Source organism: Protofrankia sp. Cj5, assembly GCF_917627405.1.
Classification (GTDB): Bacteria; Actinomycetota; Actinomycetes; order Frankiales; family Frankiaceae; genus Protofrankia.
Window position 1 is genome coordinate 45,620 of the sequence record NZ_CAKJTO010000004.1, and the last position, 15,275, is coordinate 60,894.

The 15,275-nt window shown below is 63.4% G+C and carries 16 protein-coding genes and 1 pseudogene; 10 read left to right on the top strand and 7 right to left on the bottom strand.

Annotated elements, in window-relative coordinates; genetic code table 11:
- Window positions 1-87 precede the first annotated feature (87 nt).
- Window positions 88-183, bottom strand: a pseudogene (locus MJ777_RS02235) (Fe-S cluster assembly protein HesB); the annotation flags it as partial.
- Between the two features lie 171 nt (window positions 184-354).
- On the opposite strand from MJ777_RS02235, the gene MJ777_RS02240 reads away from it, so the two are divergent.
- Genes MJ777_RS02240 through MJ777_RS02255 form a run of 4 tightly spaced genes read left to right on the top strand, consistent with a single transcriptional unit; the run spans window position 355 to window position 1,620 of the window.
- Window positions 355-615 (top strand): pilus assembly protein HicB, encoded by a 261-nt coding sequence (locus tag MJ777_RS02240; protein ID WP_239307829.1) that lies wholly within the window; start codon window positions 355-357, stop codon window positions 613-615.
- Complete coding sequence (locus MJ777_RS02245; RefSeq protein WP_239307830.1) at window positions 612-923, top strand: type II toxin-antitoxin system PemK/MazF family toxin; 312 nt, start codon at window positions 612-614, stop codon at window positions 921-923. The genes MJ777_RS02240 and MJ777_RS02245 overlap by 4 nt, the downstream gene beginning before the upstream one ends.
- Window positions 924-949: 26 nt before the next feature.
- Complete coding sequence (locus MJ777_RS02250; protein WP_239307831.1) at window positions 950-1,186, top strand: type II toxin-antitoxin system Phd/YefM family antitoxin; 237 nt, start codon at window positions 950-952, stop codon at window positions 1,184-1,186.
- Window positions 1,183-1,620, top strand: a complete 438-nt coding sequence (locus MJ777_RS02255; RefSeq protein WP_239345325.1) for a type II toxin-antitoxin system VapC family toxin — start codon at window positions 1,183-1,185, stop codon at window positions 1,618-1,620. The genes MJ777_RS02250 and MJ777_RS02255 overlap by 4 nt, the downstream gene beginning before the upstream one ends.
- 303 nt (window positions 1,621-1,923) lie before the next feature.
- On the opposite strand, the gene MJ777_RS02260 is transcribed toward MJ777_RS02255, so the two are convergent.
- A complete protein-coding gene (locus tag MJ777_RS02260; RefSeq protein ID WP_308194817.1) occupies window positions 1,924-2,616 on the bottom strand; it encodes a TetR/AcrR family transcriptional regulator in 693 nt (230 codons plus the stop codon).
- Window positions 2,617-2,738: 122 nt separating this feature from the next.
- On the opposite strand from MJ777_RS02260, the gene MJ777_RS02265 reads away from it, so the two are divergent.
- From MJ777_RS02265 to MJ777_RS02285, 4 genes are all read left to right on the top strand, one after another.
- Window positions 2,739-4,247, top strand: coding sequence for an NAD(P)/FAD-dependent oxidoreductase (locus tag MJ777_RS02265; RefSeq protein WP_239372820.1), 1,509 nt, complete (start codon window positions 2,739-2,741; stop codon window positions 4,245-4,247).
- Window positions 4,248-4,860: 613 nt separating this feature from the next.
- Window positions 4,861-5,721, top strand: coding sequence for a helix-turn-helix transcriptional regulator (locus tag MJ777_RS02275; RefSeq protein WP_239307834.1), 861 nt, complete (start codon window positions 4,861-4,863; stop codon window positions 5,719-5,721).
- A complete protein-coding gene (locus tag MJ777_RS02280) occupies window positions 5,718-5,957 on the top strand; it encodes a DUF397 domain-containing protein (RefSeq protein ID WP_239307835.1) in 240 nt (79 codons plus the stop codon). The genes MJ777_RS02275 and MJ777_RS02280 overlap by 4 nt, the downstream gene beginning before the upstream one ends.
- Before the next feature lie 1,294 nt (window positions 5,958-7,251).
- Window positions 7,252-7,410 (top strand): hypothetical protein, encoded by a 159-nt coding sequence (locus MJ777_RS02285; protein ID WP_239307836.1) that lies wholly within the window; start codon window positions 7,252-7,254, stop codon window positions 7,408-7,410.
- Between the two features lie 166 nt (window positions 7,411-7,576).
- Here MJ777_RS02285 and MJ777_RS02290 read toward each other — a convergent pair whose 3' ends face one another.
- The 4 genes from MJ777_RS02290 to MJ777_RS02305 all read right to left on the bottom strand — a co-directional run bounded on the left by MJ777_RS02290 (window position 7,577) and on the right by MJ777_RS02305 (window position 11,872).
- The gene (locus MJ777_RS02290; protein WP_239307837.1) at window positions 7,577-8,470 is read right to left on the bottom strand and encodes a hypothetical protein; all 894 of its coding nucleotides are present in this window, start codon (window positions 8,468-8,470) and stop codon (window positions 7,577-7,579) included.
- Between the two features lie 51 nt (window positions 8,471-8,521).
- Window positions 8,522-9,679: a glycosyl hydrolase gene (locus MJ777_RS02295; RefSeq protein WP_239307838.1), complete on the bottom strand. Its 1,158-nt coding sequence runs from the start codon at window positions 9,677-9,679 to the stop codon at window positions 8,522-8,524.
- 3 nt (window positions 9,680-9,682) lie between these two features.
- Window positions 9,683-10,669 (bottom strand): NAD(P)-dependent oxidoreductase, encoded by a 987-nt coding sequence (locus MJ777_RS02300; RefSeq protein ID WP_239307839.1) that lies wholly within the window; start codon window positions 10,667-10,669, stop codon window positions 9,683-9,685.
- A 72-nt stretch (window positions 10,670-10,741) separates the two neighbouring features.
- Complete coding sequence (locus MJ777_RS02305) at window positions 10,742-11,872, bottom strand: DegT/DnrJ/EryC1/StrS aminotransferase family protein (protein WP_239348134.1); 1,131 nt, start codon at window positions 11,870-11,872, stop codon at window positions 10,742-10,744.
- Between the two features lie 966 nt (window positions 11,873-12,838).
- On the opposite strand from MJ777_RS02305, the gene MJ777_RS02310 reads away from it, so the two are divergent.
- Complete coding sequence (locus MJ777_RS02310) at window positions 12,839-13,267, top strand: hypothetical protein (RefSeq protein ID WP_239307840.1); 429 nt, start codon at window positions 12,839-12,841, stop codon at window positions 13,265-13,267.
- Between the two features lie 34 nt (window positions 13,268-13,301).
- On the opposite strand, the gene MJ777_RS02315 is transcribed toward MJ777_RS02310, so the two are convergent.
- Window positions 13,302-14,000: a metallophosphoesterase gene (locus tag MJ777_RS02315; RefSeq protein ID WP_239307841.1), complete on the bottom strand. Its 699-nt coding sequence runs from the start codon at window positions 13,998-14,000 to the stop codon at window positions 13,302-13,304.
- Between the two features lie 264 nt (window positions 14,001-14,264).
- On the opposite strand from MJ777_RS02315, the gene MJ777_RS02320 reads away from it, so the two are divergent.
- Complete coding sequence (locus MJ777_RS02320) at window positions 14,265-15,167, top strand: alpha/beta fold hydrolase (RefSeq protein WP_239307842.1); 903 nt, start codon at window positions 14,265-14,267, stop codon at window positions 15,165-15,167.
- Window positions 15,168-15,275: the final 108 nt, after the last annotated feature.

Below are 15,275 nucleotides of genomic sequence, written 5' to 3' on the forward strand. Positions count from 1 at the left end.
CCCCTCGTAGGCGACCCTCCGCGTCCGTGCGAGCGCTTTCCGCATACCAATCGGGACGGATCACCCAACATCGTTCGCTGTTTGTCCGATTTGCTGGTCCAGCACCATCACGATCAACAACGCGAGCGGGTCCTTCGACAGCGGCTCGTCCGCCTCGTCGATCCGGCTCAGATGCAGTCCCACGCCATCACCGTAGCCGACCATGTCACGGCGAGCCGCGCACCGATGGGCGACAGAAACGCCCCTGTGAGCTGGCAGGCGACGCACGTGAACACCGCGGACTTCGCGGGGCACCGCGACGGCGTATCCGGCTCGCCACGGATGTTGATAGCAGATCTTGCTAGCATATTACGCGTGACACGGACGATTACGCTTCGGCTCTCGGACGAGGCATACGAGGCGGTCAAGCGGTATGCCGAGGCAGCGGACACGTCGATGAACGCGTGGGTCGAGCGCGTGCTCGACGCCGAGGACATGCGCCGGCGCTGTGCCGCCCACGCTGCCTGGATGCGGGCGAACCCGGCGATCACCCAGGTGGCGCTCGCCTTCGGTGAGGCCAACCAGCGGGCACTCGCGGCGGCCGGGCTGCCCAACCTGGCGGGCGCCGCCGAATGAGGTCGCCGCGGCGCGGCGAGATCTGGACCACCCGCACCGGACCGACAGCCCAGGCGGTGCTGGTCATCAGTTCCACGGTTTACAACGAGATCGTCGATGAGCCGACCGTGCTGGTCGCGCTGGTCGTGGAGCACGCCACCGACGAGGGGTTCTGCGTCCGGCTGGGCGAGGGCCAGTGGGCTGTGATGGGCCTGGTCACGTTTGTGGCCAAGGCCGCGCTAGAAGAATACCTGCGCCGGGTCGACGTCCAGACGCTCACCGACACCAACACCATGCTTTTCAAGATCCTGGCCACGCCCGAACGCTGACGTCTCACGCGTGATACGTTAATTTCATGATCGAAGTAACAGTTCGAGATCTCCGCAATCATGGCGGCCAGATTCTGGACCGGGTCGCAAACGGAGAGGCACTGACAGTGACCCGGGACGGTCATCCGGTCGCCGAACTCCGGCCCCTGCCACGCCGCCCGCTGTCAGCCGCGCTGCTGCTGGAGCGCTGGCGCGGTCTACCGCGTGTCGACCCGGTACTCCTGCGCGAGGACATCGACAGCATGCTGGACCCCGCACTGTGACCGATCCCGCCGTACGCCACCCGCGCGGGGTGCTCGACACCAGCACGGTCATCCATCTGCCACGCATACCCGACCCGGACGGCCTGCCCGCGGAACCGCTCATCACCGCCGTCACGCTGGCCGAACTCTCGGTTGGCACGCTCGCCGCAGCCACGGACGGCGAGCGTGCCAACAGGCAGGCCCAGGTACAGCAGGCCGAGGCCGACTTTGATCCGCTCCCCTTCGATGCCGCAGCGGCACGAGCGTTCGGACGGGTGGCGGCCTCGCTGCGCCAAGCCGGTCGCAAGCCTGCGGCCCGAGCGTATGACGCAATGATCGCCGCCACCGCGCTGTCCAAGAACCTGCCCGTATACACCTGCAACCCCGCCGACTTCGCCAGCATTGACGGGCTTACCGTCATTGCCGTCCCGGTACCTGCGACGGCAGAAGCCTGAACCTGCACCTTGGCCACTGACGTTCTCGGCCGCAAGTCAGGCCGCGCCGCACCCTGCTCTGCCAATAGCAGAACTCACAGACTTCCAATAGCAGGACGGCTAGGGCGTAGTCTGATGGATCTTCGATCGCTTCGCCCCCCCACCGAACGCTTCGCGTCCGTGCGGGTCCCTGTTCTCAATGCCCGGAAGGCATCCTGCCGCGTTGCCGTCGGTCCGGATAGAACACCGCTATCCGGGCCTGCTCCGCCTTGCAGGCACTTTCTGGATCATCGCCCACATCGACCACCATCCATCAGACACGCCCTAAAAGGCCTGAGTGGCGATGGGTGCATAGGCACGGATGAAAAGGGCGACGTTGGCTCGGATGGCGGTGTCGAGTTCCGGGGCGTCGCGATCGGAGGGCGCGGTGAGAGCGAAGGTGCCGAGTTCTGTCATCTGCCAGGAGGTCCCGATGATGAGGGCGAGGTATTGACCGGCGGCGCGGGCTGGGTCGTCGATGTTTAGGGCGCCGGCGTGAGCGAGGCGGGCAAGGTTGCCGATGAGGGCTGGCCATACGGGTGTGGTGACACGGGAACGCCACAAGGCTAGGAGCTGGGGGTGGCGGGGTGCCTCGGTCTGGATAACTAGGCGCAACGCGCTGGTGGTCGGGCTGGCGTAGACCGCTGTGATCCGTCGTGCGAGGTCAAGCAGGTAGGTCGAGGCGTCATCGACAGTCTCTACGCGTGCGGGAAATGTGTTCGTCGCGTTGCGTAGCGCGTCGAGGTTCGCTGTAATCATCTCGTCGATGACGGTGAGGAAGAGCTTCTCCTTGTCGCCGAAGTGGTTGTAGACAGTCTGGCGGGAGACCGGGGTGGCCGACGCGATGTCGTCGAGGCTGGTGGCGATGTAACCCTGCCGCGCGAAGACCTCGAACGCGGCTTTCATGATCGCCTCGCGTTTGGCCAGCCGGCCTCGGCCCAGCGCGACGGCGCTGGCACCCGCTGCGTCGATGGCCACGGACCCACGCTACCCTCCTGGACTCAGGTATCTCGAAAATTAGGCAACACCGTCCAAGAAGCTATGCAGATGCGTCTCACGGTGGCGCCGTTCGTCGCCCCAGCGAAAGAGTGGGAGAACTCATGTCGACTCAGGTTCCGCACACGGTGATCATTGGTGCCGGGCCGGCTGGCCTGACAGGCGCCTATCAGCTGGCCGCTCGCGGCGCGGCCGTCACGGTGTTCGAAGCCGACGACGTGGTCGGCGGGATCAGCCGTACCGTCGAGCGCGACGGCTGGCGATTCGACATCGGCGGGCACCGGTTCTTCACCAAGGTCGCGGCCGTCGAGGTGCTGTGGCACGAAATCCTGCCTGCCGAGGACTTCTTGCTCCGGCCTCGGATGAGCCGGATATATTACCAGGGGAAGCTCTACGACTACCCGTTGCGCGCCTTCAACGCCCTGCGCAACCTCGGGCCTGGGCACGCGGCACTCGCCCTCGGGTCCTACGCCCGCGCGCGGCTGCGTCCGCCGCGGGATCAGAGCAACTATGAGGCGTGGCTGGTCGCGCGCTTCGGTTGGCGGCTGTACCGGACGTTTTTCAAAACCTACACCGAGAAGCTGTGGGGAATCCCGGTCAGCGAGATGCCGGCGGATTGGGCCGCACAGCGGGTGAAGAACCTCTCGCTGTCCTCCGCGATCGTCAACGCGGTCCTCCCGAGGCGAAACCAGAAGGACATCACCAGCCTCATTGAGGAGTTCCACTACCCGAAGTACGGCCCCGGCATGATGTGGGAGACCTGCCGTGACAAGATCGAGAAGATGGGCGGAACGGTCACCTTGAACACCGCCGTCACGACCATCCACCATGAGCACGGCCGTGCGGTCGCGGTCACCGTCCAATCGAAGGCTGGCGAGCACACACGGGTGCCGGCCGACCAGGTGATCTCCTCAACACCACTGTCAGCCCTCGTGCTGGGCATGGACCCGCCACCGCCTGCCAGGGTCATCGAAGCGGCCAACGATCTACGTTACCGCGATTACCTCACCGTCGCGCTCGTCGTCCCCGCCGAGTTCAGTTTTCCCGATAACTGGATCTACATCCATGACCCGGGCGTCAAGGTCGGCCGGATCCAGAACTACGGCTCCTGGTCGCCCTACCTCGTCAAGGAAGGGCGGACCTGTCTCGGCCTGGAATTCTTCGTCTTCGAGGGCGACGACATGTGGACGAAGCTCGACGACGAGCTGATCGCGCTCGCCACCCGTGAACTGGAGCTGCTCGGACTCGTACGCCACGGCGCGGTCGAACGCGGCTACGTCGTGCGGGTGCCGAAGGCATACCCGACCTACGACCAGTACTACCGCCATAACGTTGAGATCATCCGAGAATGGATCTCCGTGAATGTCCCCAACGTTTACCCCGTCGGCCGCAACGGCATGCACCGCTACAACAACGCCGACCATTCCATGCTCACCGCGATGCGCACAGTCGAGAACATTCTCGACGGCACCCACCACGACATCTGGACCGTCAACGTCGAAGAGGAATACCACGAACAAAAGACACCGGCCGCGCCCTCCGGCCGACCGATAGGCACCGGCCGCGACGCGCCCATCCTCCCGCGACGCGACCACCAACGCCGCATTCAGTAGCGGGCGATTTCGAGCGTGCGCGCCGGCCACCTACGGTCGCGCCGCAGGCCTCGCTGCTGATCATAGCCAGGCTGGTAGTAATGGCTTCCTGACCGCGGTGGGTCTTATCGGTCGGTCAGGAAGCCCAGGCGCGCTCCCACCGGTCAGTCGCCGCCGTGGCCTCTGGTGTACACGAGCGGTATTCGACATCGCTACGCCATACTGTCAGCTGGCAACGTCCCGCCTTGATGGTCCACGTCCGGCGGTCACACCGGTCCTCGATCTGAACCGGTTGTGGCGTACGCGGCTCCATGGACCGCTGATGTGCCCAGGCATGGGCTGAACCCCACTCGGGGAAGGTCGCGACAAGCTCGCCGTCTCCGTCAAAGACCAGAAAGCGGCGTCTGATCATCGCTTCACCCGCGCCCACCTGATCTCCCCCCATCGCAGCCATGACAACAGTTCACCCTTCGAATTATTGATCTTACTTAAAGTATCAACACAAACAGCATGAGCGCATCGGGCGGCTCCCGCAAGAGCAATCGCGACCGTGTCGTTACGGAAAGCATCATCCAGCACATAAAAGTGATGAAGCACTGGCAGAATGTAGCAATGCTCTACGCGAAGGGGATTAATGGGCACTAACAGTGGTCCAACCGTCCGAAGGCGGCGACTCGGCGCCGAACTCCGCCAGCTCCGTGAGGAAGCTGACGTGTCCGTCGATCAGGCTTGCGAACTCCTCCGTTGCTCAATTTCAAAGATCAGCAGAATGGAAAACGGCCGCGTACCGGTCCGGACCCGCGACGTCCACGATCTCTTGCAGCTCTACGGCGTCACGGACGAGACCAAACGCGAAGCCTTCCTCGCGCTTGCCCGCGAGTCTCGCAAACGTGGCTGGTGGCATACCTACCACGATGTGGTTCCTCCATGGTTCGAGATCTACATCGGCCTCGAAGGAGATGCCTCTTCGATAAGCGTGTACGAGGCGCAGCTCGTTCATGGACTGTTACAGACAGCCGAGTACGCCCGCCACGTCATCCGCGCCAACAACCCAGAGATCGTGGAGGAGGACCTGGAGCGCAGAGTCGCACTGCGGCTCGATCGACAGAGTCGACTCACGCACGACAACCCTCCTCGGTTGTGGGTCGTCCTCGACGAGGCGGTGCTACACCGTCCGGTTGGCGGTACGGCCGTGATGCGAGCGCAGCTCGAGTATCTCATCAAGCGAGCGAAACTACCCAATGTGACTCTCCAGGTCGTTCCCTTCGTCGCGGGTGCCCACGCGGGAATGGGTAGCACCTTCGCGATCCTCGGCTTTCCGGACCCGACAGACCACGACGTTGTCTATATCGAGGAAGCGACAGGGAGCCTCTATCTTGAACGGGCGGCGGAAATTCGGCACTACCGGCTGAAGACCGACTACCTGTTGGCCGCCGCGCTTCGCCCCGACCAGTCCCTTGAGATGATAGCCAGAGTGACGGAGGAAATGAAATGACTGAAAACAGCATGTCAACCACAAGCAAGATCGATATCGATGCCGAGACGGCCGTGTGGCGCAAAAGCAGCTACAGCAATGGTGCCGGCGGCATGTGCGTAGAGGTTGCGGTCGCTGCCGACGGCATCCTCGTCCGCGATTCGAAGGACCCAGCCGGCCCGGTCCTGGCCTTCACCGGTGGCGAATGGGATGCCTTCCTTGCCGGTGTCAGGGACGGCGAGTTCGATCAGATCTGACCCGCCGAATCACAACCACAGGCCAACACGGTGCTGCCGGGCGGCCGGATGTCGCTCAGACCGCTCGGCACCGGAATGAACCCGGGACATACGGTCCCAGCGGCCAAAGAGAGTGCGATCATGGTTTTTCACTCGCCCGGAACCACCAAGCGGGCTAGTATGCCAAAAATCGTGTAAGCATTATTTTTCGTCTGGCCAGAGATCCCGGGTGTGCTGGATTTTTGCGTACCCTCAGGCTCACAAAGGAGCCTGAGGGTACCCCGCAAGGATCATTTCGGACAATCGTGGACCTATCTTTCCGTCGGCAGGCCACGGGTGGGCGGCTCCCGAGGAAGGCCCGCACCGAACGGATACGGCCCATGTCGTAACCGATCCGGCCGCGCCCCGGCCTGGACGTGATAAGAGAGGCTCCGGCAATAGGGCGTTCGATCAGGGAGCGGCGCCCGGGCGGATGGATCGCGAGGCTGCGGAGGGAGTCACCGGAGGTGTTGGGTGGCGACTGACGAGCCGGGGTACCCGTGCATCGCGCAGCGATGGACAGGGAGCGATGATGCGAAGCGCCGACCGGGCGGCGCGAGCCGGACAGTCCTATTGCCGGAGCCCCTAAGAGAGTATCTCGTCCAGATAGGCGAAGTTTATCGTGTCCGATATGCAGCAATTGTCATAATTTAGGAATGGCGAGGTGGGGCATCGACTCACCTGCGCCGTCGTCTGCACCTCCTGAGGTGGCTCTGATGCCGGGACGGTTCGACTCTTGCCCCGCCTCACCACCTCCAGAAGCTCGGCTGAACCATCGCAAACCGGAACCCCCGTGGCACGACGCGGCCGAAAAAGTAATCAGACGAGCGCGGATAGCAACATCATGAAAAAGGCCTTGCGATCGGGCCCCCGACAGCGCACTCTGTAGAGGTCGGGTCGGGTTGTGGTCCTTGCCTTGTGATCCTTTTCTTGTTGTCCGCTCGCTTTGCCGTCCTTCCCGTTGACGTAGTGTCACAAAATTTCGATTATCTCATCGGGTGCTGGTGCCCGTTGTCGCTATAGGGAGCGAAGCCGTCATGTACGCCATAGCCTGGGCAGAGGCCCGAAGGTCAGGGCGTTTCGGCCTTTCCCCCCATCCGACCTTTAGATCCAGTCAGCTTCGTCGATTGCGCACTGGCGGAACGTAGGCGATCGACCGTTTCGCGGGCAGGGTGCCAACCCCGTCGGCCCGGAAGCTCATTGATCCAAATCGCGCCTGGCGCATGTCAGGCGGATTTTTCGTCGTCCTGTTCCCGCACAACGGGAGGTGATCAGCGTGGCCACTGCCACGACGAACCTGCTCAACACCCCGCTTGAGGACCCGCGTACCGAGCGGGTGCGCCGCAACGCTCTTGCGGCGTACGTCGACGGAAAGATCAGTTTTGCCCAGGCGAACTCCCGCGTCCGCAGGGCAATGGAGCGATTTCAGCCCTAAGGCGTGTTTCGACAGTCAGCTGTCCGGCTCGCCGCGTCCAGGCTGCACCTGGCCGTGTTCTTGGCTGCACCGATACCGCTCCTCCGGTATCGGTGCAGCCCACAGCCTTGCCAGGAAGCTACCTGGACGCGGCTCCCTGATCGAAAGCCCGATCTCACACACGCTCTCAGACCGCTGCGGACTCCCGCGTGACACTCGCGGCACGGTCCCGACCGAGACCGAAGATCCCGATCGCGACCAGGCCGAGCGAAATGACAAATGCCGCCATCTGGGGTCCTTCTGGCGCCGTCTCGTCAAACAAGGTCAAACCAATCATGACCGGTAAAAAGGCTGAGACCCCGCTGGTCACTGGGAACGCGATCACTGCGGCCCGGCCCTGTAGGCCTCGCTGTTCCAGGCCCAACGCAAGAACGGAAAAGGCGATCAGCACATAAGGGGTCGGTGTTGACAGCAGTCCGGCCAGTTCATGATTGTCCAGATACAGGCCGATCTGGCGAGTCGCCAGAGTCGCGATGGCGTAGCAGACTCCGGCCGACAGTCCGAACAGCAAAGCCGCTTGGGCGATCCGCCCCCCACGCCCCGCCCGGTTCGCCAGCCACGCCCCGACCGCTGTGAACAGCAGCCCACAAGCCAGGAACAACGCCAGATCATGATTGCTTGCTGGTGTGCCGACCTTGGCCCCGCTGCTGAAAGCGAGGGCCAACAGCCCAATTCCCGCGGTGAGGCACGCCATCCCACGCCAACCCACCCGGCTGATCCGCTCTCCCAGGTAACGCCGGGCCAGCAACGAGAAGACCACCATGTCGCCCGCCATGAGCGGAGCAACAAGAGCGACCGGCGCCACCGACAGCGCGAGTACCTCCAACAGGAACGACCCGGCTTCAACAGCGAGCCCAAGCAGCCACAACGGTCGCAATACAAGACGTAACAGCAGGCCAAGCCCCAACCCGCCACCGGGCGGGGCCTGGCGTGCCGCGACAGCCTGGATGAGCGGAGCCGTCCCATACAGCGCCGCCGACACAACAGTGACAGGGACGCCGACAACGAGCGCGTCGCTCACATGTCTTCCCGGACACGACTGATAACGGCCAGGATACGGCCGGTCTGGCCGTTACCAGCCATTAGCCAGCTCGACCTGACTGAGTGCGGCACCAAATGCCTGCTCCCAGGCCTCGGGCGTCCCGACCACCCGTACCGATGGTGGCTTGATACGGTCCAGCGCGGCGAGCGCCGAACGACGCAGGGACATGGCACCGGCGGAGGTCACGTCCGCGCGCCCCCGGTCGAGCTCAAGCTGCAGGTTGTCGCGGCCGTGGCCGGGGACGACGTCCAGCAACAGGAGGTCACGACCGATGACCCGCGCCTCGCTACAGGTGTCACCCGACGAGGTGACAACAAGATCACTTGCTGCCATCAGCTCGGGGATACGGTCGGTGAAGCCGAAAGGGATGATCCGTGGGTGCGTGTTCGCACGTTCTCGTAGGCGTGCCGCAAGCGAGACGTTGCGTCCAGCTACCACAAGCACCCATATACCGGCCTCGGCAAGTGCCTGAGCGCCCTCGACCAGCGGCCCGAGGCCCCAGGAACCCGACATCAACAGTACGCACCGGGCGTCCGCGGGAATCTCGAGGGCCGCACGGGCCGCCTCCTGTGTCGGTGGGTCATAGAACGGTTGACGGACCGGCGTGGGTACCACCGCGATCCTCGCCTCTGGATGGAAACGCCGGACGAACCGCGCCGCCGTGGTTGAGGTGACCAGATACAGGTCGGTATTTTCATGTATCCACAGTCGGTGGACACAGACATCTGTGCAGAACACCGTGGTCACCATCCGGGGATGTTCGTGCTTGATCCGACTGGCCGCGGCGGCCCCGGTGGCGAAGATTGACAACAGCAGCTCCACTGGCTGGTCCCGCAGTTCCACGCGGAGTTTGGGTACGAGAAAGCGTGACGAAGTCGCCTCGATCGCCCTCGCCAGCCCGCCGCCTGGACGCATCTGCGAAAAGTGCAGGGCATCATACAGCCCAGGAACGGCCAGCATCCCGCGAAAAACACCCTCACCCGCCGACCCGGCCCGGCCGCCCATCATGCGCAGGGAGTCCAGCGTGCGAGTGGAGAATCCACGCAGAGCCAGCGAGTGCGCACAGGCCTGGGCCATGACGTCGTGGCCCATCCCGAGCGAGCCCGACAGCAAAAGCGCCCGCCGGCCAGGCTGGCCTTCCCGCCCCGTCGGGAAGGCCAGCGGTTCCTCCGTGTGATCGTCCGTCATGCTCTACTCGGAGGAGACCGGGGCGCCGACCCCATCAGCCCGACGGGCGGATACCGGCTGGTCACTCGTGGGCTGTCGGTCCGCCAGGTACCACTCGACATACTGCCTGACACCGTCGGCAAAGCCGGTGATCGGCCGCCAGCCGAGCAGCCTCTCGGCCTTCGCGTTCGATACCGACCGGCCCCGGAAGTCACCCGGGCGTGCCGGGACGTGTTCGATCTCGACGCCGGGGAAGTGATCCTGGACCGCCTGCGCCATAGCCAGCACGCTGACCCGTTCGTTGCCCTCGAGCGCGATCGTCTCATTACGGGCCGCGTCATCCATGGCAAGCACATGCGCATCCGCGAGGTCACGGACGAAGACGTAGTTACGGAACTGCTGCCCATCACCAGCGACGGTAAGCGGCTCCCCGTTGAGCGCCTTCCGCAGGAAGCGAGCCAAGACCAGCTCGTCGCGCATGCCCGGACCGTACGGGATGCCGTAGCGCAGGACCGTGAAGTCCAGGCCATAGGTCTGCTGATAACTCTGCAGGAGCAGTTCGGCCGCAATCTTGGTTGACGTGTAGACGTGGCCGGCACGGCTCATCGCGAATTCCACGTCCTCGGTCAACGACCGTGGATCATCCAAATCGCCCCCGCTGGCCCCATACACCCAGACCGTGCTCGCGAACAGCACGCGGCGCACTCCGGTGGCACGGGCGGCCTCGCACACGTTGGCCGTGCCCTCCACATTGAGGCGCACCGTTCGGATCGGATCGGCGAAAGCATGATCAACATTGGACATGCCAGCAAGATGGAAAACCATGTCACAGCCGGTAAAAACCGTGGTAAGCGCGGAGAGGTCCAGAACGTCCACAATCCGGTGGTCGGCACGTGGATCGGTCATGCGCGCATTCAGATCCAGCGAGATCACATCGTGGCCGGCGTCCAGGAGCCGGTCCACTACATGGGCTCCGATGAAACCGGAACCGCCAGTGACGATTATACGCATTGGTCATCCGTCCAAGATCGTCAGGTTTGGGGTCGGATCATCTGGTCGGACCTGATCGGAGTGGATCCCCGGTCAGATCGTGACCGTGAGGGTCTCGACGGCGGATGCCAGTGACGCAAGCACATGGTCCACCTCAGCTTCGGTCATGTCCGAATGGACGGGGAGGCACACATGCCTGGCGCACACATCCTGTGCAACCGGATGGTTACCCCGCGCATAAATCTCAAAAACGGGCTGCTGGTGCAGTGGCGCCTCGTACACCTCACCGGACAGCGACACACCGTGACGCTCCTTGAGCTCCTTCTTCAGTCGTGCCCGATCGATGCCCGGACGTGGCAATACGAGGTACTTGTAATAATTACTGCGCCCGCCGGTCGGCACCACAATCGGTTCGAGTCCCTCGATCTGGCCGAGGCCGGCCGTATAGCGAGCGGCTACCGCGTTGCGGCTGTCCAGAAACTCAGGCAACCTACGGGCGTGCACCAGACCGGTGACGGCGTGCAGTTCACTCATCCGCCAGGCGTAGCCCTGCTTGATGTGAACGTTCCCGAGAAATCCAGCCTTTCCCTGGTCCCGGAATATCACCGCCTCATCCCGTACTCGCTCATCAGCAGTGACGATCATCCCACCCTCGCCGCTGGTCACGACCTTCGTGGGATAGAACGAAAACGCCCCGGCCACACCGAACGAGCCCGCGTACCGGCCGTTATGGCTAGAACCGTGCGCATGGGCCGCGTCCTCGACCAGCAGAATGCCGCGTTCGTCACACAGCGACCTGATGTCGTCGACTTCAGGAGTGATCATCCCTCCGATGTGCACCAAGATCACCGCACGTGTGCGCGGCGTGAGCGCGTCAGCGACTGTAGCCGCGCTCAAGGCGAACGTCCTGGCGTCCACATCCGCAAAGACCAGATTCGCGCCGGCACGCAAGACCGCGAAGCCGGTCGCCGCAAACGTGTTCGTCGGCACGATGACGTCCGCATCCGCCACATCCACGGCACGGAGGATGATCTCAAGAGCCGCGGTGCCGCTACTGACTGCCACCGCGAATGGAACATCATGAGCCGCGGCGAACTCGGCTTCGAACTCCTTCGTATGCGCGCCGAGCGTCAACGCTCCGCTAGCCAGGATCTCCGAAGTCAACGACGCAATCTCCGCGCGATCGGCTTCGGGAAAGACGATCCGCGCCGCTGGAACCTGCACCTGCACACCCCCTTCGCTCCGCCCCACCTTGCTGTTCGCAACTGTCGCCGGTCCAGACACGGCGCAGCGCGACGCTACCGGTTCACCTACCTAAAAACCGTCAGGATCATTCTGCCGACGGCAACCTCCATGATCATCTTTTGGGACGCCGACCTGCGGGGCGGCGAACGAGCCGAGAATGAGCGCCGAGATCCCGATTTGCACCTCCATCGCGGCTAGCAAACAAGATAGACCATTGCCACCCAAATCCACCCGGACATCGACGGATGGCTCGCCTGAAGGGGCGACATAGTTCCACCACGAACACACGGATGAATCACAACGATGCAACTATCACCCAACACGCCAATAATGGGCGCGTTTGACAACTTCATGACGACCAGTGGACACCTTCGCATCACGACAGCTCTGGCATCCAGAGATGAAAAATTGATCATTGCGCTATGACCGCGGAGTGTCTGATCAACGGCCAGCATGACCGGCCAGCGCGAAGAGAAGATCTACCACAATGGTGGGACTTCGATCGACCGACGGCTCAACGCGCCTGTCGGCAGAGGCCCCGGCCTACCTGGTGTCTCACCGCGCAGGAACCGAAGCTGACCGTCATAGGCTCTGGCAGAGGACTGCGGTCGCGCCCCGGGGACCACAAAGCCCCGGCGAAGGGTAGACCATCTAGCGTACGGGGGGAACGCAGATCGTGCTACCACTTCGCCGGGACGCAAGGTAAGGATAGCGGCCAATTGAGCACGTCAACAGATGAAGCGGGCTGGGACTTTGGTCCCGACCTCAAGATCGATACTTTCTGGAGAGAATCAACTACAGAAAGATGTGATTCACACTCCTGGCAATGACTCCAGGCAAAATGATCATAATCGTGCTGGCACCTCCATGGATCTCGCTGGACCGCAGCGGAGTACATGCCAACGGACGGATTCCCGAGAGCGGTACCCGGGAAGGAACAGCAGCGTGACACAAGACAAGATCATAAGAGATCTCGCTGGCGTGGTCGGACTCATCGACAAGGTAGAACCCTTTATCGAGCTTGAGGACACCTCGACCCGCGACGAAGCCGCTCGTGAGATACGCAACGCGGGTGTGCGCTACGCACGAGTCGTCCACCTCGAAGAGGACATCATCCGCTCATCGATCATCACCTTGGATGACCTCGACAAGATCCGTAATCCGGCCCGGCCACTGGAAGAGGCGATCGATTCCTTTCTGCCCGAAATCTTCCTGGACTGGCGTGACTTCCTCACCAGCGCCGTCGACGACTCGCTGCGCAATGCGGCGACGGGTGCGACGATCACGGTCGAGGATGAGGGACGACCGCTCGGCGTAATCCCAATCACAACCATCGAGGCGTTCATCCATACCGACGACACGCGACCACGGTGAGCCTGCCACCGATGGCTACTAACAGTTACTACTGTTAACAGCTAGAGCGCCCAGGCATGACTTCGTAGAAGGTCACTTCGGATGCCGTATCGTCATAAAGCAACCAGTGGGACGGCTTGCCCCGCGCCGGGCCTACGTTGACCAGCAGGCGCCGCGCGCCACTCGGGTCGACCGGGGTTGGTACCCCTGGCATGACCGGCCGACGATGTGCCACCACGACGCCGGCCGGGCCGTTCATCTCCCCGAGCGAGGGCAGATCCAGCAGCAGCGTCTGGTGTGAATGGCCGACCATCAGGATCGGGACGTCGGGCAGCTCGACCAGCCGCGGGTAGAAGACCGCGGGCCACCCGGGACGAGCCGGCCCGTCCTCCCAGGAAAACTGGTGGCCGTGCATTGTCATGGCAGCCCCGAGCATCCGAGTTTCGGGCGCGGCAAGCAGGACATCAAGATCACCAAAAATCTGTTCGGACCGCAGCAGATCGCGGATCCGCCACTCCTGGTTGCCCAGGACCAGATCGACCCCGGCCAGCTCACGCCACAGTGCCGGATCCGGTTCCACCACGTCAGTGAGCTCCCAGTGGGTGGCGGCAGTATGGCGACGCCACGGCACCTTCGCCTCGAGGTAGTCGCCGAGGCACACCACCTGGTCGGCCCCGCGCTGCTGCACATCGCCAAGCACGCGCCGCCATGCTTTGCGCCTGCCGTGCAGGTCCGCCACGACCGCGTATCGCATAGAACCACCATCCACCGCTCATCGCCACCCCGCCAGATATGTACCCAGCCCGACGGGTGAGCACAAAAAGGAGAACTCGGCTCATTGCCGTGGATTCGGTACACCTGCTTTCTTGGTATTGGTTACCTCGGGTGAGCGGATCAAACGATCGCAGCCATCGGGACCGTCCCGGCCGGCTAGTCAAGCCGACTCCGGTCAAACTGGATTACGACACCGTCCAGCACCGCATATCCGGAATGGCAGAACCTACATGGCAGATAGATCATGAACCTTGAGACTCCCGGATGGTTCCGCAGCGCACTCGAGCAACGGCCCGAGCGGCGCACGACCCAGGTCGACGGATGCCGGATCAGCTACCGGTGCTGGGGGGAGCGAGAGCGCCCGGGAATCGTTCTCGTGCACGGAGGGGGCGGGCATGCGGGCTGGTGGGACCACATCGCGCCACTGATTGACAACGAGTACCGAGTTATCGCGATCGATATGTCAGGCCATGGTGACAGCGGACGCCGCGATGAGTACAACCTCATCAGCTGGGCCACTGAGATCGTCAGCGTGGCACGGGACGCCGGCCTCACCGGCACACCGATCATCATCGGGCACAGCATGGGCGGCTGGGCATCGATCATGGCTGCGGCGAAGTTCCCGGAAAGCGTCGGCGGCATCATGATCATCGATGCTCCGGTCGCGGACGTCACCCCGGAGGAACGGGCCGCCCGCGAACGGACCGCATTCGGGCCACTACGCGTATATCCGACCGTAACCGATGCCCTGGCCAGGTTCAGGACCGTACCAGACCAGCCGAACATGCTGCCCTACGTTGTGAACCACGTGGCACGGACCTCCATGGGCGCGGTCGAAGGCGGCTGGACCTGGAAATTTGATCCGGGCATTTTCCGAGGACGCCGGCCGTCTTCGCAGATCCTCAAAGAGGTACGCTGCCGGGTCGCCTTGTTTCGAGCCGAGTACGGCCTGATAACGCCGGACATCGGCACCGAGATGTACGAGCTGCTCGGGCGGGTCGCGCCAGTCATCGAAATCCCGCTCGCGGGGCACCATGTCATGCTGGACCAGCCGTTGCTGCTGGTCACCGGCATTCGGACGCTGCTTGCCGACTGGCAACACTCGGTGCCCCAGAGCCGGCCGAAGGCGCAGGCAACCACCGCGTAACAGGCCAGCGAGCATATGATCATGCCTCTTCGCCGGCAATCGGAGGCCCCAGGGCCCTGGCCGGGCAACCGGTGGTCACCATAACCGATGGCCCGGTGAACGTGGCAT